Source organism: Niallia sp. NCCP-28, from assembly GCF_023168165.1.
GTDB lineage: Bacteria > Bacillota > Bacilli > Bacillales > Cytobacillaceae > Niallia.
The window spans coordinates 98,656-121,962 of sequence record NZ_BQYJ01000006.1; the positions used below are offsets into that span (position 1 = coordinate 98,656).

The 23,307-nt window shown below is 34.9% G+C and carries 25 protein-coding genes and 1 pseudogene; 17 read left to right on the top strand and 9 right to left on the bottom strand.

What is annotated here, in order from left to right:
• Nucleotides 1–283 precede the first annotated feature (283 nt).
• Nucleotides 284–994: a MerR family transcriptional regulator gene (locus NCCP28_RS16740; RefSeq protein ID WP_248562569.1), complete on the bottom strand. Its 711-nt coding sequence runs from the start codon at nucleotides 992–994 to the stop codon at nucleotides 284–286.
• Between the two features lie 187 nt (nucleotides 995–1,181).
• Here NCCP28_RS16740 and NCCP28_RS16745 point away from each other — a divergent pair, with 187 nt between their 5' ends.
• Nucleotides 1,182–1,598: a VOC family protein gene (locus NCCP28_RS16745; RefSeq protein WP_248562570.1), complete on the top strand. Its 417-nt coding sequence runs from the start codon at nucleotides 1,182–1,184 to the stop codon at nucleotides 1,596–1,598.
• Nucleotides 1,599–1,764: 166 nt separating this feature from the next.
• Here the strand turns inward: NCCP28_RS16745 and NCCP28_RS23735 are convergent.
• Nucleotides 1,765–2,010: pseudogene (locus NCCP28_RS23735) on the bottom strand (phage tail protein); the annotation flags it as partial.
• Between the two features lie 170 nt (nucleotides 2,011–2,180).
• Here NCCP28_RS23735 and NCCP28_RS16750 point away from each other — a divergent pair.
• The 3 genes from NCCP28_RS16750 (at nucleotide 2,181) to NCCP28_RS16760 (ending at nucleotide 4,934) form a co-directional block, all read left to right on the top strand.
• Nucleotides 2,181–3,575: a vWA domain-containing protein gene (locus tag NCCP28_RS16750; protein ID WP_248562571.1), complete on the top strand. Its 1,395-nt coding sequence runs from the start codon at nucleotides 2,181–2,183 to the stop codon at nucleotides 3,573–3,575.
• A 135-nt stretch (nucleotides 3,576–3,710) separates the two neighbouring features.
• Complete coding sequence (locus NCCP28_RS16755; protein ID WP_248562572.1) at nucleotides 3,711–4,316, top strand: hypothetical protein; 606 nt, start codon at nucleotides 3,711–3,713, stop codon at nucleotides 4,314–4,316.
• Between the two features lie 387 nt (nucleotides 4,317–4,703).
• Nucleotides 4,704–4,934, top strand: a complete 231-nt coding sequence (locus NCCP28_RS16760; protein ID WP_248562573.1) for a hypothetical protein — start codon at nucleotides 4,704–4,706, stop codon at nucleotides 4,932–4,934.
• A gap of 320 nt (nucleotides 4,935–5,254) precedes the next feature.
• On the opposite strand, the gene NCCP28_RS16765 is transcribed toward NCCP28_RS16760, so the two are convergent.
• Nucleotides 5,255–5,656, bottom strand: a complete 402-nt coding sequence (locus NCCP28_RS16765; protein ID WP_248562574.1) for a TetR-like C-terminal domain-containing protein — start codon at nucleotides 5,654–5,656, stop codon at nucleotides 5,255–5,257.
• Between the two features lie 204 nt (nucleotides 5,657–5,860).
• Between NCCP28_RS16765 and NCCP28_RS16770 the strand changes: the two genes are divergently transcribed.
• The 7 genes from NCCP28_RS16770 (at nucleotide 5,861) to NCCP28_RS16800 (ending at nucleotide 12,805) form a co-directional block, all read left to right on the top strand.
• Nucleotides 5,861–6,964, top strand: a complete 1,104-nt coding sequence (locus tag NCCP28_RS16770) for an amidohydrolase/deacetylase family metallohydrolase (protein WP_248562575.1) — start codon at nucleotides 5,861–5,863, stop codon at nucleotides 6,962–6,964.
• A complete protein-coding gene (locus NCCP28_RS16775; protein ID WP_248562576.1) occupies nucleotides 6,942–8,048 on the top strand; it encodes a DgaE family pyridoxal phosphate-dependent ammonia lyase in 1,107 nt (368 codons plus the stop codon). Before NCCP28_RS16770 ends, NCCP28_RS16775 begins: the two co-directional genes overlap by 23 nt.
• Complete coding sequence (dagF, locus tag NCCP28_RS16780) at nucleotides 8,045–8,797, top strand: 2-dehydro-3-deoxy-phosphogluconate aldolase (RefSeq protein WP_248562577.1); 753 nt, start codon at nucleotides 8,045–8,047, stop codon at nucleotides 8,795–8,797. Before NCCP28_RS16775 ends, dagF begins: the two co-directional genes overlap by 4 nt.
• Nucleotides 8,790–9,803: a sugar kinase gene (locus NCCP28_RS16785; RefSeq protein ID WP_248562578.1), complete on the top strand. Its 1,014-nt coding sequence runs from the start codon at nucleotides 8,790–8,792 to the stop codon at nucleotides 9,801–9,803. The genes dagF and NCCP28_RS16785 overlap by 8 nt, the downstream gene beginning before the upstream one ends.
• A gap of 16 nt (nucleotides 9,804–9,819) precedes the next feature.
• The gene (locus NCCP28_RS16790; RefSeq protein WP_248562579.1) at nucleotides 9,820–10,542 is read left to right on the top strand and encodes a GntR family transcriptional regulator; all 723 of its coding nucleotides are present in this window, start codon (nucleotides 9,820–9,822) and stop codon (nucleotides 10,540–10,542) included.
• Nucleotides 10,543–10,594: 52 nt separating this feature from the next.
• Nucleotides 10,595–11,920 carry a GntT/GntP/DsdX family permease gene (locus tag NCCP28_RS16795; protein ID WP_248562580.1) on the top strand — a complete coding sequence of 442 codons (1,326 nt, stop codon included), beginning with the start codon at nucleotides 10,595–10,597 and terminating at the stop codon, nucleotides 11,918–11,920.
• Between the two features lie 486 nt (nucleotides 11,921–12,406).
• Nucleotides 12,407–12,805: a VOC family protein gene (locus tag NCCP28_RS16800; protein WP_248562581.1), complete on the top strand. Its 399-nt coding sequence runs from the start codon at nucleotides 12,407–12,409 to the stop codon at nucleotides 12,803–12,805.
• Between the two features lie 524 nt (nucleotides 12,806–13,329).
• Here the strand turns inward: NCCP28_RS16800 and NCCP28_RS16805 are convergent.
• A complete protein-coding gene (locus NCCP28_RS16805; RefSeq protein ID WP_248562582.1) occupies nucleotides 13,330–13,701 on the bottom strand; it encodes a VOC family protein in 372 nt (123 codons plus the stop codon).
• A gap of 619 nt (nucleotides 13,702–14,320) precedes the next feature.
• On the opposite strand from NCCP28_RS16805, the gene NCCP28_RS16810 reads away from it, so the two are divergent.
• Complete coding sequence (locus tag NCCP28_RS16810) at nucleotides 14,321–16,024, top strand: methyl-accepting chemotaxis protein (RefSeq protein WP_248562583.1); 1,704 nt, start codon at nucleotides 14,321–14,323, stop codon at nucleotides 16,022–16,024.
• A 258-nt stretch (nucleotides 16,025–16,282) separates the two neighbouring features.
• Here NCCP28_RS16810 and NCCP28_RS16815 read toward each other — a convergent pair whose 3' ends face one another.
• Together NCCP28_RS16815 and NCCP28_RS16820 are read right to left on the bottom strand one after the other, a co-directional pair.
• On the bottom strand, nucleotides 16,283–16,558 hold the full coding sequence (locus tag NCCP28_RS16815; protein WP_248562584.1) for a CPCC family cysteine-rich protein: 276 nt from the start codon (nucleotides 16,556–16,558) through the stop codon (nucleotides 16,283–16,285).
• A gap of 184 nt (nucleotides 16,559–16,742) precedes the next feature.
• Nucleotides 16,743–17,024 carry a CPCC family cysteine-rich protein gene (locus NCCP28_RS16820; protein WP_248562585.1) on the bottom strand — a complete coding sequence of 94 codons (282 nt, stop codon included), beginning with the start codon at nucleotides 17,022–17,024 and terminating at the stop codon, nucleotides 16,743–16,745.
• A gap of 104 nt (nucleotides 17,025–17,128) precedes the next feature.
• Between NCCP28_RS16820 and NCCP28_RS16825 the strand changes: the two genes are divergently transcribed.
• Complete coding sequence (locus NCCP28_RS16825) at nucleotides 17,129–17,539, top strand: hypothetical protein (RefSeq protein WP_248562586.1); 411 nt, start codon at nucleotides 17,129–17,131, stop codon at nucleotides 17,537–17,539.
• A 137-nt stretch (nucleotides 17,540–17,676) separates the two neighbouring features.
• Here NCCP28_RS16825 and NCCP28_RS16830 read toward each other — a convergent pair whose 3' ends face one another.
• The gene (locus tag NCCP28_RS16830) at nucleotides 17,677–18,045 is read right to left on the bottom strand and encodes a hypothetical protein (protein WP_248562587.1); all 369 of its coding nucleotides are present in this window, start codon (nucleotides 18,043–18,045) and stop codon (nucleotides 17,677–17,679) included.
• A gap of 487 nt (nucleotides 18,046–18,532) precedes the next feature.
• Nucleotides 18,533–19,093, bottom strand: coding sequence for an HPP family protein (locus NCCP28_RS16835; RefSeq protein ID WP_248562588.1), 561 nt, complete (start codon nucleotides 19,091–19,093; stop codon nucleotides 18,533–18,535).
• Nucleotides 19,094–19,620: 527 nt separating this feature from the next.
• Here NCCP28_RS16835 and NCCP28_RS16840 point away from each other — a divergent pair.
• Together NCCP28_RS16840 and NCCP28_RS16845 are read left to right on the top strand one after the other, a co-directional pair.
• The gene (locus tag NCCP28_RS16840) at nucleotides 19,621–20,070 is read left to right on the top strand and encodes a YoqH family protein (protein ID WP_248562589.1); all 450 of its coding nucleotides are present in this window, start codon (nucleotides 19,621–19,623) and stop codon (nucleotides 20,068–20,070) included.
• 590 nt (nucleotides 20,071–20,660) lie between these two features.
• The gene (locus tag NCCP28_RS16845; RefSeq protein ID WP_248562590.1) at nucleotides 20,661–20,879 is read left to right on the top strand and encodes a hypothetical protein; all 219 of its coding nucleotides are present in this window, start codon (nucleotides 20,661–20,663) and stop codon (nucleotides 20,877–20,879) included.
• Nucleotides 20,880–21,230: 351 nt separating this feature from the next.
• Here NCCP28_RS16845 and NCCP28_RS16850 read toward each other — a convergent pair whose 3' ends face one another.
• Entirely contained in the window at nucleotides 21,231–21,503 is a 273-nt protein-coding gene (locus NCCP28_RS16850) for an HU family DNA-binding protein (protein ID WP_248562591.1), read from the bottom strand.
• Nucleotides 21,504–22,622: 1,119 nt separating this feature from the next.
• Here NCCP28_RS16850 and sda point away from each other — a divergent pair.
• Complete coding sequence (sda, locus tag NCCP28_RS16855) at nucleotides 22,623–22,778, top strand: sporulation histidine kinase inhibitor Sda (RefSeq protein WP_248562592.1); 156 nt, start codon at nucleotides 22,623–22,625, stop codon at nucleotides 22,776–22,778.
• Nucleotides 22,779–22,896: 118 nt separating this feature from the next.
• Nucleotides 22,897–23,037 (top strand): hypothetical protein, encoded by a 141-nt coding sequence (locus tag NCCP28_RS16860; RefSeq protein WP_248562593.1) that lies wholly within the window; start codon nucleotides 22,897–22,899, stop codon nucleotides 23,035–23,037.
• Nucleotides 23,038–23,307: the final 270 nt, after the last annotated feature.

Below are 23,307 nucleotides of genomic sequence, written 5' to 3' on the forward strand. Positions count from 1 at the left end.
GGGGATTCGGAATATGTAGTATAATTTTTTAAAATGTTAAATGGCAATTGATAATTAAAGCGGATTATTTAATGGAAATAATAGATGGAATAATAGTAGTAAGTAAACTAGCATAGTCTAACGAACAAAATGATCCGAAAAATATGCCTCCATTCATGGCAAAAGTGTCGTATTTTAAAACTATACTCCTTATTATGATACTTACACTGCACGGGGTATGCGGATTAGTGAATGGAAGACACCTTCTATTCTATTACAATCAACGTTCAACTTCGCAAATGGATTATATTTCCTGTCCTTCTTTGTTTGACACAACATCCAATAAATTGTGCAAATAGGCAATGCCTTTTACTTGCTCCACTAGTGCATAATCAATGTATTGAAGAGACTTAAGAGCCATTTCTTTAGCCTGAGTAACGTTATTCTTATCCAAATCTGATAAGACCTCACGAACAATATCTAAGGAGTAAACAACTCTTTGAACAGTTCGAATGATAAGTACCTTTCGAATATCAGATGGGCTATATATACGGAAACCACTCTCTTGGTGACGTTCAGGCTTTATTAACCCTTCCTTTTCCCAATGCCGAATCGCAGAAGTAGACACATTCGCTTCTTGAGCTACATCTCCAATCGTAAACGAATTTTTATGACGATAATTTGGAATAGGGGTTAACTCTTTTAAATCAAGCATATCCACTGTTCTTTGTACAGTTTCCTTTTCCGTATGAAGGTCAACTTGTGCCTTGTTAATTAACCATAAGGCATCAAGTATTTTTCTATTGAGGATGAGGGGCATGACCTTTCGAACCAAATCCATGCCAAAACCAGCATTCAATGAACGTATACACTGAAAATATGCTTCATGTACTTTTGTATAGATGCGGTAACCATTTTTTGCTCTCTCAACTTTAGGAATAAGTCCCCAAGATTCATAATGCCTTAATGCACTTGTACTTATATTTAAGTTTCTTGCAATCTCAATACCTTTCATCACCAATCTCCTTCTGTATCCTTACAAAACATAGTTAAAGTAGATGACGGGTTTTTTTACTAGAATCAATAATATTAGTATATATAATAGCATAACATTATCATTTGCACGAATATTGTACTATTAAATATGTAAGGTGAATGTTTGAAGTTCTCCGATCAAATTTTAATAAAAGGAGAGAGATGAAATGAATAATCTTGAAGTGAAACAAACGCTTGTTCCTTATTTCATGGTACTAAGTGCACCGCAATTTATTGAATTTACTCAGAAGGTTTTTCAGGCTGATGTAGTAACTATTCATAAGTTAGAAGGTACAGAGGGGGTAGTTCATGCAGAAATGAAAATAGGAGATAGTATCATTTATTTTGCGGATACATCTTATGATGGAAGCTGCGGTCCAGGTGTATGCGGGGATTTAAAGAATGATGGTCTAGTTCCAATACAAATGTTTATTTATGTCGAAAACGTTAAAGAAACATATGAAAAAGCGACAGAAGCAGGGGCGACTTCTATTATGGAAGTTATAGAAGAAGAAAACGGCGGGCACATGGCAGGTTTCGTGGATCCATTTAGTAATTTATGGTGGGTTAAATCTCTAAAATAGTAAATCAATAATAAATGTAATCGTGTGCACTAGTTAATAATGTTTTTGCTCTGACAGCGAATGTAATTTTTTTGTTCAATCAGGATTTTCTTCTCTAAATGAAGAAAACCCTGATTGAGCAAATACAAAAAATGGTTAAATTCCTCTGCTGTCGCTTTTGCTTATTTTAAACTTCTCCTTTCATTACAAAAAACGAGCCGGGACTTGTTCCAGCTAGTTTAGATTTTTGCCTAGCAAACTTAACTTTCCTATCTAATTCCTTTTGTACCTCTATCCCCTCAGAAAGCTTAAAACCAACGGCTCGCTTCTTAGGGTCATCAACCGTATACATGATGTTGACCGCAAGACCATCCTCCTAAAAAAGATAGGCAAATTTGATATTTTCCACTTGAAAATGCGACATTTCTAAAGGGGTGGAAATTCTCCTAACTCTTTTGTGTATCAGCTAGGATTTTGCAGGGCTTTATTGATAGGGATATGCATCTAAATATCTCGCTATTAATTGTGTCAAAAGCCTTAGAAACCAAATGGATCCCAGAACGTATAGAAAATAATGGTATTTTTCTAGAAGGAGGATAAGGGATGAATTTTTTTAAAAGGGGCGCAATACTAGTGTGCGTTCTATCCTTAGTAGTAATTGGAGCGTGTGCGAAGGATCAAACGCAAACGGAGGATACAAAGTCCGCTAAAATAACGACAACCGAGGAAGCAGTGGAGGCAAGGATTCCGCCTGCTGCAAAAACAGTGGAAGAAATGGTTGACCAAAAAGCTGGCGTGTTGGTCGAAACGCATATGGACCAGCAGTTGGAAACGCTGGGAGGATGGGACAGTCAACAATACCGGGATTTTCTAGAGCAAACGTTCAATCCCCTTGCCGAGAAGGAACTCAAAACTTATTTTACCCAACATAAAAACCTAAGCGGTGAACAGGTATATGATTTTCTTGTTTATATGCTTAGTTCAGGAAACTATAAAAGCTATTATGAGCAATTAGTTGCATATGATCATGGGTTCGTGATGCCGGAATTGCCGAATGGTGAGGATGAGGTAACCACAAAACAAAAGAAAATGAATGTTTTGGTGTTACTGGATGCAAGCGGCAGTATGAAAGGGGAAATAGCCGGCCAAACGAAAATGAAGCTAGCGAAAGCAGCGATTGCCAGATTCATAGAACAAATTCCCGGTGACGCCCATGTCGCATTGATTGCATATGGACATGTTGGATCATCAGCCGATTCGGATAAGATAACATCCTGTTCGTCTGTGGAATCGGTGTATCCGCTATCAGTCTATCAAGCTGAAAACTTCACAAACTCGTTAAATTCTTTCCATGCGAGCGGCTGGACCCCATTAGCTGGGGCGATCAATAAAGCGAGAGAAATTCTGCAAGCCTATCCTTCAGACGACTACTCGAATCTGGTTTATATGGTGAGTGACGGAGTGGAAACATGTGATGGAGACCCCGTCGCGGCAGCTCAACAGCTTCAAAGTCAAAGTATTAAAGCAAAGGTCAATATTATTGGGTTCAATGTAGATAACGAAGGGCAGCAGCAACTAAAACAAGTGGCCGATTCTGGCGGGGGAGAGTATGTGACGGTAGAGGATCCTGCTGAGCTCGGAGTTCAAATTACGAAAAAATGGCAGCCTACGATTGGGGAGCTTGTTTGGACACAAGGGGTGACGATGCAGCAAATGACCAAGGCAATGGAGCGAATGAATCAGATTTATAATCCCTTATATACTGCCTCCGATGCAGAATTGAATCGCATCAAACATGCCGCCTATTTTTTGCATAAGGAGAATTTGATTACCGATCATGTGGAGAAACAAGTCCTGGAATTGGCTGAGTCCCTGCATGATTTACGTAATAAGCACTTCAAAGCAATAAATGAGACCAAGGTGTCGGAAAGAGAGCAAGCGGCGAAGGAAATTAATGCTAAAGTCGAAGAATGGCGTCAGCAATGGAAAAATGAGTAAAGGAAAATTTTCATCGTTCAAGGGGAGAAGGCAAGGTCAGCCTTTTTCGCCAGCTGGATCGCTGTTCAGCCTGAATATGATATCTTTTTGTTCATCATAAATTTCGAAACTACTTTTAGAAGAAGGGAGCAGCAAATGACCATAAAGCTAGAGCAGAAAAAGAAGTCAAATCGACGTATTTGTCTAGGTAAAAATAGGAGGGAAACCCTTGCTGGCGTATTCGTATTCATCGGCATGTGTTTTTTAATTGTAACGCTCATTTTGTGGGGCATATCTGAGTTAGCCGAAGAAAATTTCATTATATCGGAAATGATTGGTGCTTACAGTTCTGCAAGCATGTGTCTCTGCTTTGGTCTTGTTTTTATCGGATTAATTATCGGTACAAGAAACTGGTTGGCAAGGATTTTTTGTTTATTCATTGCAGCTGTGATGCTAACAACAAGCTATTCCTTTATGGAATCTTCCATACTACTCTATAAAGATAAAGAAGCTTTTGAAAATAAGCAGTATGAAAAGTTGGTTGCGATCCCAATCGGGGTGGAGTTCGATGACCCTGACTACGGCACCCAATTTCTAATGGAATTGGAATTTAACGATCTTGCCATCGACGTCTATAGCCTAAACATTTCAAGAAGCTATTACCAAGCAAACTTATCCGGAAAACCTCTAGAGATTGCCTATCTCCCGAACAGTCACTTTGCGGTTAGTATGAAGGAATATCTTGGGGAAACAGGGGAATAAGTTTAAATTCCATTTTTATAATTGAAGTGTTCTATCAAGGTAATTTGATTGCCACTCAATTAACCAATTAATTAATGGTCAATCATGTTAATCAATCCGTTGATGACTTAAGTTATAACGAAAACCTCATTTAATTATAGCGCGACGAACCTTATGATAAATAAAAGAAGCTTTACAAAAAAATTGGAATTTCCCTTCCCTCTAACTGTGGATTTAAAATAAAGTCCGATATTTTATAAAAAAGTCTGATCATTTATAATAAAGATTGATAATTTGTAAAATAGTTTGATAAAAAGATTTGCTTTGTAAAGTATTACTTTGTTCTGCAAACGGGCCATATTGTTGTATTTGTAAATGAAAAAATATAAACCAAAAGGATGATTATTTATGCTATGGATTGCAACACAAGATGATAAAAGTTTGATAAACGCAAAAGAAATTACAGTAGACGGAAAGAAAATAGAAGGGATAATCAGTAGTGCTGCTATGGATCGCTGGAGTAAGGTTTTAGGTAAGTATGAATCAAACGAAAGAGCATTAGAAATTCTTAATGAAATTTTTACGAGAATTGAAGAAAGCAGTGGTTTTTCTGTGACATACACTATGCCTAAAAAGTAAGTATTGACTTGTTCAAGAATAGGGCGCGATTGTGAAGCAACATAGATTGGAAATGATCAAACCTTTTTATAAAAGAATGTGCCAATTAAAAATGATAAGGGCGTGTTTTGATCAATCTTTTTTCAAAACACGCTCTTTTCTATGTTCGTTTATCAGGGTTACTAGCATTAATTTGATCAAGCTTTATTTTAAAGCAACACTAACTTTTTAATATAGGGAGCTGGTTTTCATATAGTTATAAAATAATCCCCGTCTGTCAACCAGATGGGGATTATTTTATAACTAAGACCATGTTTCTGTATGTTCAGCCTTTTGTTATTCTAGCCCTCCACATTATTGCATTTTGCCATAGCTGGCAGCATAACATGATCCACTAACTGTTCGATAAATAGGTCATCCACCTTGTCCTTCATAAACACAATATGGTAACGCAATACTTCAAAAGGCAGCAGCTTTACTAAGTCACTAACTTCATGCTTGATTTCCCCGCGTATGATGGCCCTTTCGATAATTTTTCCAATAACTAGCAAGTTTGAGACAGTCCCTTTTTCTGATAAATGGGCAATTTCTGGATTCTCGATCATTTCGTTTAAAAAGCCTTTCAAAAATTCAGATGAAAAGGTTTGAGAGTTTTTAACGAAATGTTGGCATAGCGCTATTAAATCCCCACGAAGGCTGCCTGTGTCATAGCTGGCATCTCCAATGCTTCCCTTCCCATCCATACGGGTCATATGCTTAAAGATCAAAGGGAGTAGGATTTTGTTCTAATAAATGATGTTGCTGTACATCATTTATTAGAAACATTATAACGTTATATTGACTAAACAGAAAATAAGTGTTAATCTAGTTTTGTAAAGGGGAATGTAACCGCGTACAAGTACTATTGCACTTATATTGCTTAAGGCTTATCAAAAGGGATGATTGAAATGACCACCAGATTTGTTCTGCAGAATGTAAAAATGATAGATGGGAAAGCTGCAGATATTGTTGTAGAAAATAGAAAAATTGCTGGGATTTTTCCGCCAGGTACTGGGGTTGGAGGGAAAATAATTAATTTTAAAAATAAAGTTTATGTTTCTAGTGGATGGATTGATATGCATGTACATGCCTTTCCAGAATTTGATCCATATGGAGATGATATGGATGAGATAGGCTATAAAACAGGGGTAACAACCATTATTGATGCTGGAAGTACGGGGGCCGATCGAGTATGCGACTTGGCTATCCATACTAAAAGGTCTAAAACAAATGTATTCGCTTTCTTAAATGTTTCAAGAATTGGATTAAAGCAAATCGATGAATTATCCAACCTGTCTTGGTTAGATGAAGAAGAATTAAAAAAAGCAGTAATGGAAAATAAAGATTTTATCATTGGCCTTAAAGCAAGGATTAGTAAAAGCGTGGTTGGTTCTAATGGGATAGAACCATTAAAAATAGCCCGAAAATTTTCTGAGAGCACCGCTTTACCTTTAATGGTTCATATTGGATCAGGTCCTCCAAATATTAATGATGTTTTGGATGTATTAGAGGAAAATGATATTATTACCCACTATTTAAATGGAAAATCCAATAATTTATTTGACAAGAGTGGAAAGCCTCTCCCTAACTTCCTAGATGCAATCAAACGTGGGGTTCATTTAGATGTGGGCCATGGCAATGCAAGTTTTTCTTTCAAGACCGCAGAACAAGCGAAAGAATCCGGTATAAGGTTTAATACGATCAGTACAGATATTTATCGGAAAAACCGGCTGTATGGACCTGTTTACAGTATGGCAAATGTTCTAACTAAATTTTTGTATTTGGGTTATTCCCTAAAAGAGGTTATTGAAGCTGTTACTGTCAATGCAGCGAGTTGGTTAAATAAACCTGCACTCGGACGGATTTCAGCGGGAGATCTAGCAAATCTAACATTATTTTCAGTGGAGGATGAAGCGATTGATTTATTGGATTCTGAAGGGGAAAAGCGAAAAGCAGATCAAAGGATTGTCGTAAAAGGAGTGGTTATTAATGGAGAATACATTGAATGCTAGATATGGTTTGAAGAGAGTTATCAATGCAAGCGGGAGAATGAGTATTTTAGGAGTTTCCGCTCCAACAGACACGGTGATGGAAGCCATGAAAATAGGCGGACAAAATTATATGGAAATTTCTGATTTAGTGGACAAAGCAGGAGAGCATATTGCTGCTCTTGTTCAATCCGAAGCGGCGGTTGTCGTAAACTCTGCATCAAGTGGCATTGCCTTATCTATAGCAGCGATTGTCACAGAAGGAAACCGCCGAAAAAGTGAGAGATTACATCAAGAAACGATTCAAAAAAACGAGATCATCATGTTGAAAGGCCATAATGTACAATATGGTGCACCAGTAGAAACAATGGTTTTTCTCGGCGGCGGAAAGCTAGTGGAAGTCGGTTATGCTAATGAAGGCAAAGCAGGACATATCGCTGACGTCATTAATGAAAACACGGCAGCTATATTATTTGTAAAATCCCATCATGCTGTTCAAAAGAATATGATTTCCGTTGAAGAGGCTTGGGAAGTTGCACAAGCGAATCATATTCCCCTGATTGTTGATGCGGCAGCTGAAGAGGATTTGAAAAAATATGTGAAGATTTCTGATTTGGCCATTTATAGCGGCTCTAAAGCAATTGAAGGGCCAACATCGGGGATTGTGGCTGGAAAGCAAAAATATATCGAATGGTTAAAAGTGCAATTGCATGGTATCGGCAGAAGCATGAAGGTTGGAAAAGAAACCACCTTTGGCTTGTTGCAGGCGTTGGAGGAGTATTTTGTCAAAGAGGACACGAGTGAAAAAGAAAAAGCCAGTCTGGAAATCCTTAAATCACTAGATTCATATGATGGCGTAAAAGTAACGATTGTACAAGATGAAGCTGGAAGAGCCATTTATAGAGCTCGTATTCACCTAGATTCTGCCATTGCAAAAACAACAGCAAAAGAAGTAGTTGATAAGTTAAGAAATGGAGACATTGCTATCTATACTAGGGACTATGGAATCCGCCAAGGCTTCTTTGATATAGATCCGCGGCCGCTTCAAGGGGATGACATCTATGTAATTGAAGCTAGAGTAAAGAAAATTTTAGGAGGAGAAAAATGATGAATATTGAAAAACGCTTTTACCAAAATCGTGTGGCTTTAAATGTTTTGGCTAATAGTATGGAAAATGCAAAGGAAGTTTTTGAGGCTGCGGAGGGGCATGTGCTAGTTGGTGTGCTTTCAAAAGACTATTCCACAGTAGAAGCTGCAGTTACGGCTATGAAGGAATATGGAGCAGCGATAGATGAGGCTGTTTCCATCGGATTAGGCGCTGGAGATAACAAGCAGGCTGCAGTTGTAGCAGAAATCGCGAAGTATTATCCTGGCAGTCATATTAATCAAGTTTTCCCGGCAGTTGGCGCTACAAGGGCAAATTTAGGAGAAAAGGAGAGTTGGATTAACTCCCTTGTTTCACCAACTGGTAAGGTTGGATATGTAAATATTTCTACTGGCCCTATTAGTGCTAATGGAGAAACGGCAATTGTACCAATAAAAGCGGCTATTGCACTTGTCCGTGATATGGGGGGAAATGCATTGAAATACTTCCCAATGAAAGGGCTAATCCATGAAGAGGAATTTCGTGCAGTGGCTGAAGCATGTGGGGAAGAAGGGTTTGCTTTAGAACCAACCGGCGGCATTGATTTAGATAACTTTGCTAAAATTTTAGAAATTGCCTTGGAAGCAAATGTGCCTAAAATTATTCCTCATGTCTATTCCTCTATCATTAATAAAGAGACTGGAAAAACGAATGAGGAAGATGTAAGAAAATTATTAGCCATCATAAAAGATTCGACTGTTAAATATGCCTAAAAAAATTGTAGCATTTGGAGAAGTCATGATGAGGTTGCAGGTGCAGGGGTATGAACTACTGACACAAGCAAATAAATTACAATACTCTTTTTCAGGGACGGGAGTAAACGTTGCTTCTGCAATGACAAAGCTTGGACATGATGGATATCTTGTTACAAAAATACCGGATAATCCTTTAGGTGATGCCGCAATTTCTTTTTTACAACGCTTAGGAATTGTACGTCACTTTATTGCAAGAGGCGGCAAATATATTGGCATGTATTTTTTAGAAAATGGCTTTGGACAACGAGCGAGCCGTGTTACCTATACTAATCGGCTAGAAAGCAGCTTTAATACAGCTTGCATTTCTGATTATGATTATGATTTGATTGCAGAAAATGCAGATATCGTTCATTTTTGCGGCATTACACTTGCCATGACAGAGCAGGTTCGCGCAAGCATGAAGACACTGGCCAAAAAAGTAAAAGAAAAAGGCGGGCTTGTTTGCTTTGACTGTAACTATCGCCCATCCTTATGGGACGGGGGCTATGCCAAAGCTAAATCCCATTATGAGGACATGCTTGCATTAGCGGATATTGTTATGATGAATGAAAAAGATGCGATGTATATCTTAGGAATGGAGACAAAAAAAGCCTCAAAACTAGAACAACTGAAGGATTTAATTCCTAAAGTCGCAGAAAAGTTTGCTATTCAAACAGTTGCAGGAACACATCGGCAGGTTAATAGTGATAATACCCATTCTTTACAGGGATACATGTATAAAGATGGAGCATTTATATTTTCAGAGAACATTTCTTTTTCCGTATATGATAGAATTGGTGCTGGAGATGCTTATACGAGCGGGATTTTACATGGCGAATTAGCTGGTTTTTCCTCGGAGAAAACAGTCCGTTTTGCCACCGCGGCGGGTATGTTAGCATGTACCATTGTTGGGGATACCCCCATGTCAACAGAAACAGAAATCCTTTCAGCAATGATAGGAAAGACTGAAGATATAAAAAGATAAAGGCAGGAGATAGGGAATGAATGTGAATAGAAAAAAGGGACCATTGTATTTACAAATTAAAGAAATATTGAAGGATCGTATTTTACATGGAGTTTATGCTATTAACACAAACATTCCCTCCGAGCCTCAATTAGAAACAGAGTTTAATGTGAGTAAGATTACTATACGGAATGCCATTAAAGAACTGGTACAGGAAGGTTATCTTGAAAAGAAAAGCGGTAAAGGAACAAAGGTGATTTCAAATGTTTCCAATGCGAGACTTTCAAAAGGGAAACGTTTTACGGAGATTTTAGTAGAAGAGGGCCATCATATTACAAAAAAAGTGGTAAATATAAAGAAGCTTCCATTGTCTGCGGAAACGCCACTTTATTCTTTATTTGGGGAACAATGCCTTCAAATAGACAGGGTTTACCTATTGGATCATGAACCGTATATTTATTTCACTCATTATCTTTTAGTGGATATCGCAGAAGAAGAATTAAATGATATTCAGATCAATTCTTTGTACCGTTTTTTAGAGGAAAATAATATTCGCCTTGAATCATTTCGGGATGAGTTCAAAGTTTCCGCTGCACCGGATCATATTAGTGAAACGTTAAAGATAGAAAAACATACAGCTATATTAAAAAGAATTCGACGTTCCATTGATGAAGAGGGGAATGTATTGGAATATAGTGAAGGGTACTATAATACGGACAAACAAAACTATATTGTTACCTATAACGAATCGATGCAGTAATCCCATTTATTCATCAATTATATCAGCGATTTCCAGAGGGAGAGGAAATGAGATGAATTTATATTTACTAGGCATTACAGTAATCGCGATTATCATTGTTATTTTGGGAGTATCATGGTGGAAGTGGCATGCATTCATAAGTTTATCGGTGGCCAGCCTATTTTTAGCTGTATTTTCTGGACTGCCAATGGACAAGATTGTCGGCGGTTATGAAACAGGTGTAGGATCTGTACTTGGCCATCTTGTTGGTATATTGGCACTGGGAACAATTTTAGGAAAGATGATGTCCGATTCTGGTGCGGGGATGCAGGTAGCAGATTTCTTTATCCGAAAATTTGGCGTAAAGAAGCTTCCATGGGCTATGCTGCTAGCTGGTTTTATTATCGGGATTCCCGTATTTTTTGAAGTTGGTTTGGTTATCTTGCTTCCTTTAGTTATTTCCATTCGCAAGTCAACAAAACAAAATATTTTATTAATTGGAATTCCAGTTCTGGCTGGTTTATCGATTGTACATGGATTGGTCCCGCCTCATCCAGGTGCGATGACGGCAATCGGCATTTATGGCGCCAACATGGGACATGTTCTTCTTTACTCATTAATCATTGCCTTTCCGACTGCTATCATTGCTGGACCCATATTTTCGAGATGGATTCATAAACGTGTGATTCCCGTTGGGGAACCAGAACTAATCCGAGTGGAAACAAAGGCAAATCAATTACCAAGCACCGGCATTTCATTCTTTATTATTTTATTGCCTGTTTTATTAATGGTCCTAACGGTTATAGCACCATATCTTTCGTTGTCAGAATATACAGAAAATATTTTCTTGTTTATTGGAAGCCCTATCATTGCTCTTTTAATTGCTTGTTTTGCAGCGTACTTCTTCTTAGGATATCGTCAAGGGATGGATAAAACATTAATAAAAAAATTAACAGAAGAGTGCTTATTGCCATTGGCATCTATAATCCTTATAATCGGTGCTGGAGGAGGATTTAAACAAATTCTCATTGACAGCGGTGTTGGGACTGCCATCGCTACGATGTCTGAACAGATTTCTTTATCCCCAATAGTTCTTGCCTTTCTAGTAGCTGGTTTAATCCGAATTGCCACTGGTTCAGCAACCGTTGCATTAACAACAGCAGCTGGAATCGTTTCTCCTGTGGTGGCGCATATGTCTGGCGTTAATTTAGAATTGCTTGTTATTGCTACAGGAGCTGGATCTCTAATGTTCTCACATGTAAATGACGCAGGTTTCTGGCTAGTAAAAGAATATATGGGGTTAACTGTCAAAGAAACATTTAAAACTTGGACAGTGATGGAAACGATCCTCTCGTTTGTAGCGTTTGGTTTGACTTTAATTTTAGATATCTTTATTTAAAGACTATTAAGCTCATAATCCTATAAAAGTGTAGTTTTATAAAAAAGATTGCTCATTTAAATTAAAATTCGATTATGTAAAATAAAGATTGATAATTTTTAATAAAATTTGATTAAAAATCCTGTAGTAATATGCAGGATTTTTCTTGTTCCACAAACGGGCCAGATTGTGGAATAGGAATTTCCATGCTTATGAAATATATGTTAATATAGATCTAGAACAAACGTTCTTTTTGTGGTTGCATATGTTAAAAAATTTAAAAGAAGGGGAGAGTCAAGAATGGAAAAATGTATGCAGTAAATTCTTGCTGGAAAGGGATTAAATGATTAATATATTCGATAAATTGATTAGCCTTAATCATTTAGTATAGTGAACGTTATGAGTGAAATAAAAGGTATGAACTTAGATAGTATTTCCGCTTGCTGACACAATCCAAAGAGAATTTGTTTTGATGTATTATTCTTTATATTTAAGGAGTCGATTTATATGGAAAAGGTTACACCATTCTTAATGTTTCAAGATGGCAAAGCAGAAGAGGCAATGAATCATTACATATCAGTCATTGACGATTCAGAAATTACAAGTATTGTTCGCTATGGAGCGAATGAAACTGGAGATGAAGGAACTGTAATGCAGGCTACTTTTTCCTTAAAAGGGCAAGAATTTATGTGCATTGACAGTAATGTGAAGCATCAGTTTTCCTTTACTCCTTCATTCTCAATTTTTGTTACTTGTGATACTGAAGAGGAGCTTGACAATCTTTATGAGAAACTCATCATAGATGGGCAAGCACTTATGCCGTTAGGTGACTATGGTTTCAGTAAGAAGTTTGGCTGGCTAAATGATCGGTTCGGTGTCTCGTGGCAATTAAATCTTCCAAAATAAATATATGTTTAAAAAAACACGGAAAATTTTCCGTGCTAAGCAAAATTGCACGGTTCCCTGTTAATAACCGATTATAAGAGAATAGGAAAAAATAGTGGAGACACCCAATATAAATCCATTTATTATAAATTAGAGAGAGTTTTAAAGAATTAGCTTAAAGTATCGGCATTACTGAGCTGGTTTGACTGCTAGTGGAGTTTTATAAAAAAGATGGATCATTTATAATAAAGTTTGATTAAAATTCTGTAGTTTTGCAGGAGTTTTTTCTTAAACTAGCAGTTTAGTAGAAGAAGGAATTCCTAATCATTTAACACAATATTGCATAAATTTCGATTTAATCTGAATAATTTGGTGGATTCCGAAATCCTTAGAGATTTTGCACCATCTTCTGTTTAGAATGAACAGAAGTTTAGGATATTTAAGCCTTTCCTTCCATTTAGTTATCCACTTATAATTGGGGAAAGGCTCCTTATATATCCTTGGTTGTTAATAGTTATAGGTAGATTCCGTTATCTCCGCTACTTTCATCGATGTTGATCTACAAGAATTTGATTCCCGTCTGGATCTTCAATAAAAAAATGGGCTGGTCCATTAGTTATTTCCTCTGCTTCCGAGATCATTTTTATTCCTTCAGCCTTAAGTTGTTTTTGAATTTCCCTAATATCCGTAAACGATTCGAGATTTTCAGCATTTTCATTCCAGCCTGGATTAAAGGTTAGAATGTTCTTTGCAAACATTCCTTGAAATAATCCAATGATACAATTTTCATTCTTCATAATAAGCCAATTTTGCTTTATGTCACCACCTAATGCTTGAAATCCTAGCTTTTCGTAGAATGACTTGGAAATATGAATGTCTTTTACGTTTAAACTTACAGAGAATGCACCTAGTTTCATTTGTTTATCTCCTTTGGTATAAAAAATTTTTGGAAAAACTTTATTTAATTTTACTATAAATAAGTGTTTCGAAACTAGGGGCATTTACCATTTGTGTGTAGGTGATGGGATGCTGAAAATCATAGAATTCAGGGGAGATACTTCAAGAAGAAAGTCGTCTTTTTTCTTTTTATACTGCTTGTTTGTGTTCTTTTCATACTGATCAAATCTATTAGCGTTATCAAGTTGGTTAGGAATATTAAGTAAAACAGCAAATTTAAGAGATAATTTTTTGTTTATTGAGGGCGTTAGTTTAAGTGAAAATAATCACAAGTGAATAAGTGAAAAAAATGTCACAACGGAAATTAGATACGGGAATAAATAGCTTGATGGGAAGGGGGATTCTGGTATTGTACTGAAATTTTAGTCTTTGTTCGTATGGGAATTTAGTGAACTTTAGCCTATTTATATTCTTTTGTGTTTGCTAAAGCTCTTTATAATTTTTATAGAAGTGGTATAGAAGGTACAGACAATCTATTTAATTGAGGTTTTCTTCATTCTTTCTCCTAATTTTCTTCACTCTTCATCTAGTTAACCGATATAAATGAGGTAGTTATGTGAAATAAGTGAGGGTTAAAAAATGAGGATAAAAACACAATTAATTACCATACTGACAGTTTTAGTATTCTCCATGATAGGAATCGGAGTTTACAGCATTAACAGCCTTTTAAATGCAGAAGCTTTTCATGAAAAGCTGAAAGAATCAAAAGAAATGCAGCGGCTCGTTACCCATGTTCAATATCGCCTTGCTGGGATGTCCAATGATGAGAGAGGTTTCTTGCTCACAGGGGACAGCCAGTATACAAACGGAATTAAAGAAAAGGCTTCAGATGTAGAAGATACAGTTAATTCAATGGAAAAGTTATCGAATTATCAAGTACATAAAAAAAGTATTCAACAATTAGAAAGCAGCTTCCAATCTTATAAAACAATGAGTGACAAAGTAATTAATATGTTTGCCGAAAATCCTTCTGAATCAAAGTCATTGCATTTTGGTGACTTAAGGAACTTAAGAAAAGAAGTTCTTGATCCTGCTGTGGAGACACTAGTTGACCAAATAAATCAGGATGTTATACAAATAGAAGCCGACAGCAAGAAGAACACTGACATTACAAGAATCTCTTTAATTACTATTATTATTATTGCTATAATGTTTAGTTTAGTATTAGGCTTCATCCTCCTTCGCTCTATTTTGCGTCCGTTGAGTGCCATGAATAAACAGATGGTTGAAATTGCTTCAGGCAATGGAGATTTGACGAAAAGAGTAGAGGTGAAAGGGAAAAATGAGTTCACTCATTTAGCTTCTTCTTTTAATGCTTTCGTTCATTCCCTTCAAGCTATGATTTCACAAGTTGGCAGAACATCAAGGGATGTTGCCCAATCATCTGATGAATTGGCAGCAAGTATGGAGCAATCAAGAGTGTCGGCAGAGCAAGTCGCTGATGCAATGCAAACAATTGCTGAAAACAGTAATGAGCAAAACACAACTGCCCAACGGAGCCTGGATAAAGTGAACAATTCCCTTCAAAATATCTTAAGTGTATCGACAAAAGCCAACCATGTCTCAAAAGAGTCTGACCGGATTAAAGGAAAAGCAAAAGATGGGGAAAAGGCTATGACAGAAATGTATGAACAAATGGACATGATTCACAACTCAGTTGGGTTAGCGGCAAATGGTTTACAATCCTTAGTATCAAGTATTAATGAGATTAAAGAGACGTTAAGCTATATACAGGAAATTTCCGGCCAAACGAACTTGCTCGCTCTAAATGCCGCAATCGAAGCTGCAAGAGCTGGAGAGCAGGGCAAAGGATTTGCTATTGTTGCAGATGAAGTGAGAAAGTTGGCGGATATGACAAGCACCTCTGCCAATCATATTGATACCTTAATTATCTCTATCCAAGGTCATTCATCTAATACAGTGGCTAATATGCTGCTAGTCAAGGAAAACGTGGATTCTGGGATTCAGCTTTCTGAAAAAACAAACTCACATATTAAAGAAATACTTGAAAGTATTGAGCTGGTAGCTGGCCACATAAAAGATGTTGCCACTACAACAACGGAAATTACTGCAGAGGTACAAGGTGTTCAGCATTCCATCGAAGAAATCGCAGACAGCTCAAATAAGACGCTGGCAAATACAGAAGAAGTAGCTGCCGCAACAGAGGAGCAAACTGCTTCATTCCAAGAAGTGTCATCATCAGCGTTATCTTTATCTAATTTGTCTGAAGAGCTTGAACAGCTGGTCCATCGTTTTAAAATAGCAGAAGAAGAGAATAAATGATCCGAACAAAATTCCAAGGCAGATAGTGCCTTGGAATTTTTGTCTATTTATATCAGTTAAAGATACCTTTTGAACCTTCTGTCTGTTACGACAAAATCTAAATCTCCCAAAAAGCTGTAACTATAATATCTGGATAAAAAAATAATAGCGTAATCAAATAAAAAGTGGATTATGGTAATATTGCGTATTTATTTATGTTTTTCAATAGCTGGAATAACTTTATTCTACAAAAGAACCTGTTAGTGAAAGAACGAATAATTATTTTTCAGTTAGTGGTTTCCAATTTATCTCTCTTGCTTCTTCCATAGTTGGTTTTCTTACAATTTTAATAAATCTATTTTCAACTGCTCCAAACTTCAAAAAATTCTTTTGACTATCTCTTAGTGATAAATCGTTTGCACCACCCCAATAATCAACATCGTCTGCTTGAATACCATCATCGTGCCAAAAACATACTTTACATATAATGTCTGTCCCAGGAGGTTTCTCATCTAAAGTCTTATAACCGCAACAAGGGCAGGGATACTTTTTCATTTATCTTCACCTCTCCAATAATAATCATTAATTAATATTAGCATAGTACTTTTCAAAAAACTGCCCGTTAGTTAAATAGAAAGCCTGAAAAGGCGCTTCAGCCTTTTTTTCTTGCTTCCCATAGGAATGATTATGTTAACTAGTGAGGGAAAATAAAAAAATTTTAATAAAACTTCTTTTACTTCTATTCTAAAGGTTTCCAATTTTTATCTTTTTCATAACATATACTTGGTTCATCATCGTCTTCATCTTCATCCTCTAAAAATAATCTTGAGCACTTTCCTATTTCTTTAAAATTCCTTTGAGCTTCTCTTAATGATTCTTCATTTGCTCCACCTTTAAGATCTGGGTAATCTTCTTGAATATCATCATCCATCCAACTACATCTTGAGCAACTTTCATAATTATAACGTTCCTCTAATGTCTTATAGCCGCAACAGGGACAAGTAAACACTTTTTCACTCATACTATAACAGTACCTCACTGAACAATTATTTTTTATAATCTTTTTTCGAGGATCTATTTCTTCTTAGCAATTTAAGATTATAATTGGAATTAGAGGTGAATATATTGGGGAAATTAGGAAAAATACTGTTAGCATTAATTTTAGGTGTACTTTTTATTAATATAGTAGGTTGTTCATCTAAAATTGAAGTATCTAGTAAAACATATTCTTTTACGGAAGAAGAAAAAAAACAACTTTTAATTTTGTCTTATAATTATCTAGACAATTCATTACAAAACAATATAATTGATTCGGAAAAAGGTGAAATTACAGGATTTATAACATCAGGTAGTGAATTTGAAGTCTTTACTAATAAAGATAAAAAAACAAAAGATATTGAAAATATGAACGCAATACTAGTAACTTTTAAAACAAAAAAAGAATCTAAATTAAAGTCTATTAAAGTATATTTAGATGAAAACGGAGAAAAAGTATTAGGATTCCTTACATCGAAGAAAAAAGAATCTTCAAATTGAAAGACTCTTGAATATATATTCAAGAGTCTTTCAATTTGAAGATATATTATGTTAACTAGGTGTGTATAAAATTGAGTATCAATTGTCAAAACAAGTTTTCCACCGCTTAACTGAACCTGTTATAAGTTAACATATTATTAATCTTGTATGCTGTAAGCTTCATCAATGGAATCCACAAATATTCCAGGAAAGATAATTTTCTTTACACAATTTTCAATCTGCAGTCTTGAAGCAGGAGAGGCAGGATTAATAATTATTATCTTTTTAAAATTAGCCATCGAATATAAATTTAAAACGAAGGTAATATCATCCACCACATGACCAGCCACTTTTTCTTGTCCGCGTCCATCTATAATTAATGTATACCTTGAAGGGTTAATAGTATTTACGATGGTTTGAAACTCGCTTAAATATATTTTTGTATTTTCCTCTTTAAAAAAGCCACCTACTTTTACAAAAAAAATTTCTTTTTCTTCAACCAATTCAAAGGAATATAGCTTCCCCATTGTTTTTCCTCCAAAGTGTGAAAAATAACTACTGGTTTCATAATACATAAAACGACTCATTTTGACAATTTTAGATTTCTTATCCGACTAGCTTCTAAGCTTAATTATAAGGGCGTTATGTGAAGAATTTTACTTGAAGTAACGGGGGCTTTAATTCTATAAACAGTTAAAAGGATCTTCAATCGGAAGATCCTTTTTCCCTTTCTCTACCTGTAATATTCGCTTATGTTTACTAGATTTGTATAGAGTATGAATTTAATCCTTTGGGATCTTATCCAATTAAAATGAAGTGATAATCATGAAGAAAATTGCAGTATTGCTTATGGTTGTAATAGTTTTGGTAATAGCTAACAAAAAAGCAAACTTTCGGCACAGCTATGTAGTCGTTTAGAATTTTCTAAGCGGTATTAATAAGCCCCGAAGTACTTAATCACCACTTTAATGCTGTGGCTGAGAGAGAATAGTGACAGGCATTGTTCGTTAGTAGTTATAACCAATGCTTTGGATATTGTCTTTTAGGGAATAAGTTATTGTAGAGCATGGAAATAAAAACGAGCAAAAAGATGCCTATTACAATCGGAATAAGATATCCCCATCCTGTCTCAAAGTTTATCGCTACTAGAGCACTGGCTGCTGCGGGAGGGTGAATGGTTTTTGTAAGGGACATTAAAATTAAAACAACAGCTAAGGATATTGTAATAATAAATAAACTTTTACCAAAAATACTCCAAATGATAAGGCCTATAACAGTGGAAAGTATATACCCCCCAATCACTTGCCTAGGCTGAGATAAGGGGCCATTATGCGCAGCAAATACGAGAACACAGCTTGCCCCTAAAGGACCCATTGCCATAGGATAATGGAAAGAAACCGCTAAAAAACAAATAACACTAATAGCTAACAAAACCCCTGTGGCAGAAATGAGAGAATCTATATAATCAAATCTAGTTTCCTGTCTAGATACACCCTTCATTTTATTCAAATAAACGGATAAACCTTCTAAAGCTTGACTTTCTATATTTTTATTTGACTTTTTCAAAATACTCATATAATTCTCCTTATACGTATTAATTAGATCGGCAAGGTTTTTCCTATTGCCATATTATATACTATAGGAAAACTTTGAATTATAAAATATTTTTTTCAAAATATAGATCATAATTAAGTTTTTGAACTACTCACCACTTAATAACCTTAAAGAATTATTGCTTTATTAGATATGAAAAGGCATCCTCATCCCTTCAACTTCATCATATTTACAAGATATTTATTCAATGCGAGATTACAGGAGGATTTGCAAAGAAAGGATTAGAAACCAAGGATGTAGGTTTTTTTGCTGAAGACAACTTACCTAATCTATCTATTGGTAGGAATACGGAATCGCAAATTAAAATGGCTTTTGATTTCTTAAAAAATCCTGAAAGGGAAACAATTTTTGATTAATACTCAACTTCCGCATTCGAGCATTATATTAACTAGGTATGTATAAATGACTTATTTAGATATTGATGAAATTCGATAAATATTGTTGTTCGTGGAAAGATTAAAAGATAAAAGAATAAGGAGATTAAAGAGATGAAAATGCTTGTTTTTTGCGTCTTTGCTTTACTTCTTTCCCCAATAAATTCTGAGAGTAAAACTGAACAGTTTTCCACTTGTTCTGAAATACTTGAACCAGTAACAGACATTTCTAAAAATGCCAAAGGTGTAGCACTGATATATAATATTGAAAGGAAATTTAATGATAAACGAACAAGCCTTAGTGTACACGCATTGCATTTGCCTAATCCATCTTCTTATGGAAATTATGATAGTTATGAAGTATTAGCTTATATTCCAGAAGAGATAAGTTGGGTGTTCAGACTTCATCCGATGACTGAACACAAAGAAACGATTTGGGTGGGGAAAGAAGAAGAAATTTCCTTTGAATACAAACCAATTCGTATTAAAGTTCGTACATTTAATACAGCAACAAGCAAATCTGGTCCTGTGGTGCTTCAGAAGAATATTACTTGTTCAAAGTAGTTTAATCCTTGTTTTACGAACGGGATGCTTTAATTCCATAAACAGAAAAAAGGATCTTCAATCAGAAGATCCTTTTTCCTTACCTATAATGTTTGTTTATGTTAACTAGCTACGTATAAAAGGCTTATTTAGAGACTTTAAAGTCTTGTTTCACTAAGGAGGAGTTTTGTGGAACAAGAGTGTCCTTCTTTTTCTGCTTTCTTGAGTGGAAAAATTTTAAGCGGTTAGGGGTATGAATACATAAATTAAATATGGCGTGTAAGATATTCTATTGCATTTTTTATTTACCTTTGAACTGATAGGAAAATCCCACCTTGCCCCCTTATTTATAAACCGCCATTCCCCAGTAATTGAGGGTAGCATCTATTAGTGAGGTTTTATAATCACAAAAAGCTGTCATTTCGTTTTAACTTTTCGATAAAATAAAATAGTTTACTAAAGGGAATTCACATTTTTTTATAAATAATATAGAAAAAAATGAACAATTTATTGCTCTCTACAATCTAATATATCGAGAGAGGAGGAGCAAGCAGTGAAAATTTTAACAATGAAGCCTATCAGAATCAGGCAAAAAGAAGATTTGGTTTCGCTTGCAAAAAAAAGGGGAAAAGGATGCGTTTATTTCTCTTATTCAACAAAACAAAATGAATTTATACCGTGTTGCAAAAGCGATGCTTCACAATGAGAACGATGTAGAAGATGCTATACAAATTACCATTCTAAAACAGTATACCAAGCAAGCTGCGTACTTCGTGGTATTGATTACGGATTTTCTGATCAAGAAGGCATGTTTTTTAGAGCCACAGTAGATAGCAGCACACAAATTATTTCTCCAGTATCAGTGATTCAAATAAATAATAGTTTTTTTGTAAAAAAATATAGGTTTTTAGAATGGATAATATCTAAAAAAATTTGATATTTATAATATAAAATCAGAAGAAAAGAATGTAAGCTTGGAGGAATATAAGAAACGTTGATTTAAATAAATGGATAAAGAGATTTCTATTTTTGGATAGGAAAGTGGATCTTTTAATACATGAAAGTACAACTATATCTAGTTGTTAAGTGCTGAGGATTTACCTGAAAAAAATACGAAATCATAAAAAATTATATAAAAAAGTGCTAAGAAAAAAACAACCTAGCACTCATTCTTTAGCTATTTATTTAACTGCTTCTTTTAATTCTTTCCCAGGTTTAAAAGCAGGAACTTTAGAAGCTGCAATCTGAATTTCCTCACCTGTTTGGGGATTACGGCCTGTACGTGCTGCACGTTGACGCACTTCAAACGTTCCAAATCCGATTAATTGTATCTTTTCCTCTTTAGCAAGCGTAGTAGAAATAGCCTCCAATAATGAATCTAGAGCTTTTGTAACATCTTTTTTTGTTAATTCTGTTTGAGTAGCAACGGCATTGATTAATTCTGTTTTATTCATAGTAAAGCACCTCGTTTTTTTTATATTAAATCATATGTAGAAATGATAGCATAGCATATTAATAGTAGAATTTCCAATTTGGGTGAATAATATACATCTATTTTATAAGAAAGAAAAGAATTTAATAAAAAACTTTTGATATTATATAGGATATTGAGAAAAAGTGAGTAGATTTTTGCATTCTCAGTTTAAAAGAATATTGATAAATTGGTTTTTGATTTTCAACCTTTTCCTTACATTTAATTGAATATGGTTAATTGAGATAAATAAATGAACTCTATTCGATTTATATGTCCTTTTTCACTTATATTCTAATAAGTTGTTTCCAATGGATAAAGAAATGCGAAAAACATTAGAGTAGTTAAATAGAGAATGGGAAGATTAACGAATAAAAGGTGATTCGCTATTGATTTATCCATATATGTACTATCAATAGCATTTTGTCTTTTGGAAGGAATCCTTTTTGAGATGCGCTTTTTTGATTAACCAGCTTAAAGATAAGATGGTATTTGGAACCCTTACAGGTATTGTAGGGGGTATTTCTCATGGAATTTAGTATAAAAGTTAAAAGTGGAGGAAAATGTGATTATTGATGTACGACATTTAGCAATTATAATAGCTGCGATCTATGGAGGAGTTTCATCGAGTGTTTGTATTTCTTTGATTATGTCCGTAGGAAGACTTTGGATTAGAAATAGTTTTAATTTATTGACTGTCTTATATGCTTTCATCCTATTTAATCGCCATTATAGTGTAGCGCAAAATCTGTTGAATACGTAATCTTTCTATCTAGAACTCTTCCAGTAGAGGCTTTGTTCGGTACAAACTCTTGAAGTGCCAGCAGATTCCCGACTTAATCATCACAATCCTTTTTTTATGTCAAATGGCTTAGTACCATCTGCAACAGCAGCAAAGTATTCTGGCCATCATTTTAATTTGTGAACTTTATTAGCCAATTTAATCTCCTCCTAATCAAATGAACTATCATTAGTATTTACTCTTTTTTTAATTAAAATTTGGAAAAAACATCTTTTTATTTCCTTATATTTACAAATTCGAGTTTTATACTCATCCATTTGGGTAAAAAAATCTTAATAACATCAAGAAAGGAAATTTAAAATGAATTCGTTAAATAAACTTAATAATGAAGATTTAGTTAAAACATATATATCAGCGAACAAATATAAATTATCAGCAGAATTTATAGAATTATTAGAAAAAGAGATATACAGAAGAAACATTTCCATCCATTCATTTCCAAATCATTTTCTATAAACTTACGTCTTTCTCACTTGTCATATATTCTTCGCAAACATATAATATTTTCTACTTTCCTCACCCTTATTAGTAAGTTATTAGCTGTATTAACCTCTACATTAAAGGAGTGATTTTTGTGAACGGAGCAAGAGTCCTGTACCAAGAGAAAGAATATATCCTGATTCATAAATACGAAACAGGATATTGCGAGTTAAAAACTTTAGAATCCTTTCACTATAAACTTGTACATGAATCAGAATTAACATTTTTAGATTAGTAAACGAGAATTAATAGTTATCATTCCCTTTTTATACATCATTTTTCCTTCAATCAATTTTCACATGCAAACAATTACCATAAATTCCTGCTTACCCATTACGTAATCTCCTTATACTAAATTAGTAGGATTTTTCATCACTATTCAATCTCAATCATCTGCTATTGAATAATGGAATTTTTATTGCAATTTTTTTGAACTGTTCATAAAAATAATCATGCTTATTTATTTTCATTGATAGGGAAATTACTAATATTTAAAGAGAAAGCG

Coding starts and splice junctions, on each gene's coding strand:
- NCCP28_RS16770 (WP_248562575.1), top strand. CDS start 5,861: ATGACCACCAGATTTGTTCTGCAGAATGTAAAAATGATAGATGGGAAA.
- NCCP28_RS16745 (WP_248562570.1), top strand. CDS start 1,182: ATGAATAATCTTGAAGTGAAACAAACGCTTGTTCCTTATTTCATGGTA.
- NCCP28_RS16850 (WP_248562591.1), bottom strand. CDS start 21,503: ATGAATAAAACAGAATTAATCAATGCCGTTGCTACTCAAACAGAATTA.
- NCCP28_RS16765 (WP_248562574.1), bottom strand. CDS start 5,656: ATGGATGGGAAGGGAAGCATTGGAGATGCCAGCTATGACACAGGCAGC.
- NCCP28_RS16800 (WP_248562581.1), top strand. CDS start 12,407: ATGGAAAAGGTTACACCATTCTTAATGTTTCAAGATGGCAAAGCAGAA.
- NCCP28_RS16840 (WP_248562589.1), top strand. CDS start 19,621: ATGAAAATGCTTGTTTTTTGCGTCTTTGCTTTACTTCTTTCCCCAATA.
- NCCP28_RS16810 (WP_248562583.1), top strand. CDS start 14,321: ATGAGGATAAAAACACAATTAATTACCATACTGACAGTTTTAGTATTC.
- NCCP28_RS16795 (WP_248562580.1), top strand. CDS start 10,595: ATGAATTTATATTTACTAGGCATTACAGTAATCGCGATTATCATTGTT.
- NCCP28_RS16750 (WP_248562571.1), top strand. CDS start 2,181: ATGAATTTTTTTAAAAGGGGCGCAATACTAGTGTGCGTTCTATCCTTA.
- sda (WP_248562592.1), top strand. CDS start 22,623: ATGAATTCGTTAAATAAACTTAATAATGAAGATTTAGTTAAAACATAT.
- NCCP28_RS16790 (WP_248562579.1), top strand. CDS start 9,820: ATGAATGTGAATAGAAAAAAGGGACCATTGTATTTACAAATTAAAGAA.
- NCCP28_RS16785 (WP_248562578.1), top strand. CDS start 8,790: ATGCCTAAAAAAATTGTAGCATTTGGAGAAGTCATGATGAGGTTGCAG.
- NCCP28_RS16815 (WP_248562584.1), bottom strand. CDS start 16,558: ATGAAAAAGTATCCCTGCCCTTGTTGCGGTTATAAGACTTTAGATGAG.
- NCCP28_RS16805 (WP_248562582.1), bottom strand. CDS start 13,701: ATGAAACTAGGTGCATTCTCTGTAAGTTTAAACGTAAAAGACATTCAT.
- NCCP28_RS16740 (WP_248562569.1), bottom strand. CDS start 994: ATGAAAGGTATTGAGATTGCAAGAAACTTAAATATAAGTACAAGTGCA.
- NCCP28_RS16830 (WP_248562587.1), bottom strand. CDS start 18,045: ATGGGGAAGCTATATTCCTTTGAATTGGTTGAAGAAAAAGAAATTTTT.
- NCCP28_RS16760 (WP_248562573.1), top strand. CDS start 4,704: ATGCTATGGATTGCAACACAAGATGATAAAAGTTTGATAAACGCAAAA.
- NCCP28_RS16775 (WP_248562576.1), top strand. CDS start 6,942: ATGGAGAATACATTGAATGCTAGATATGGTTTGAAGAGAGTTATCAAT.
- NCCP28_RS16755 (WP_248562572.1), top strand. CDS start 3,711: ATGACCATAAAGCTAGAGCAGAAAAAGAAGTCAAATCGACGTATTTGT.
- NCCP28_RS16835 (WP_248562588.1), bottom strand. CDS start 19,093: ATGAGTATTTTGAAAAAGTCAAATAAAAATATAGAAAGTCAAGCTTTA.
- dagF (WP_248562577.1), top strand. CDS start 8,045: ATGATGAATATTGAAAAACGCTTTTACCAAAATCGTGTGGCTTTAAAT.
- NCCP28_RS16820 (WP_248562585.1), bottom strand. CDS start 17,024: ATGAGTGAAAAAGTGTTTACTTGTCCCTGTTGCGGCTATAAGACATTA.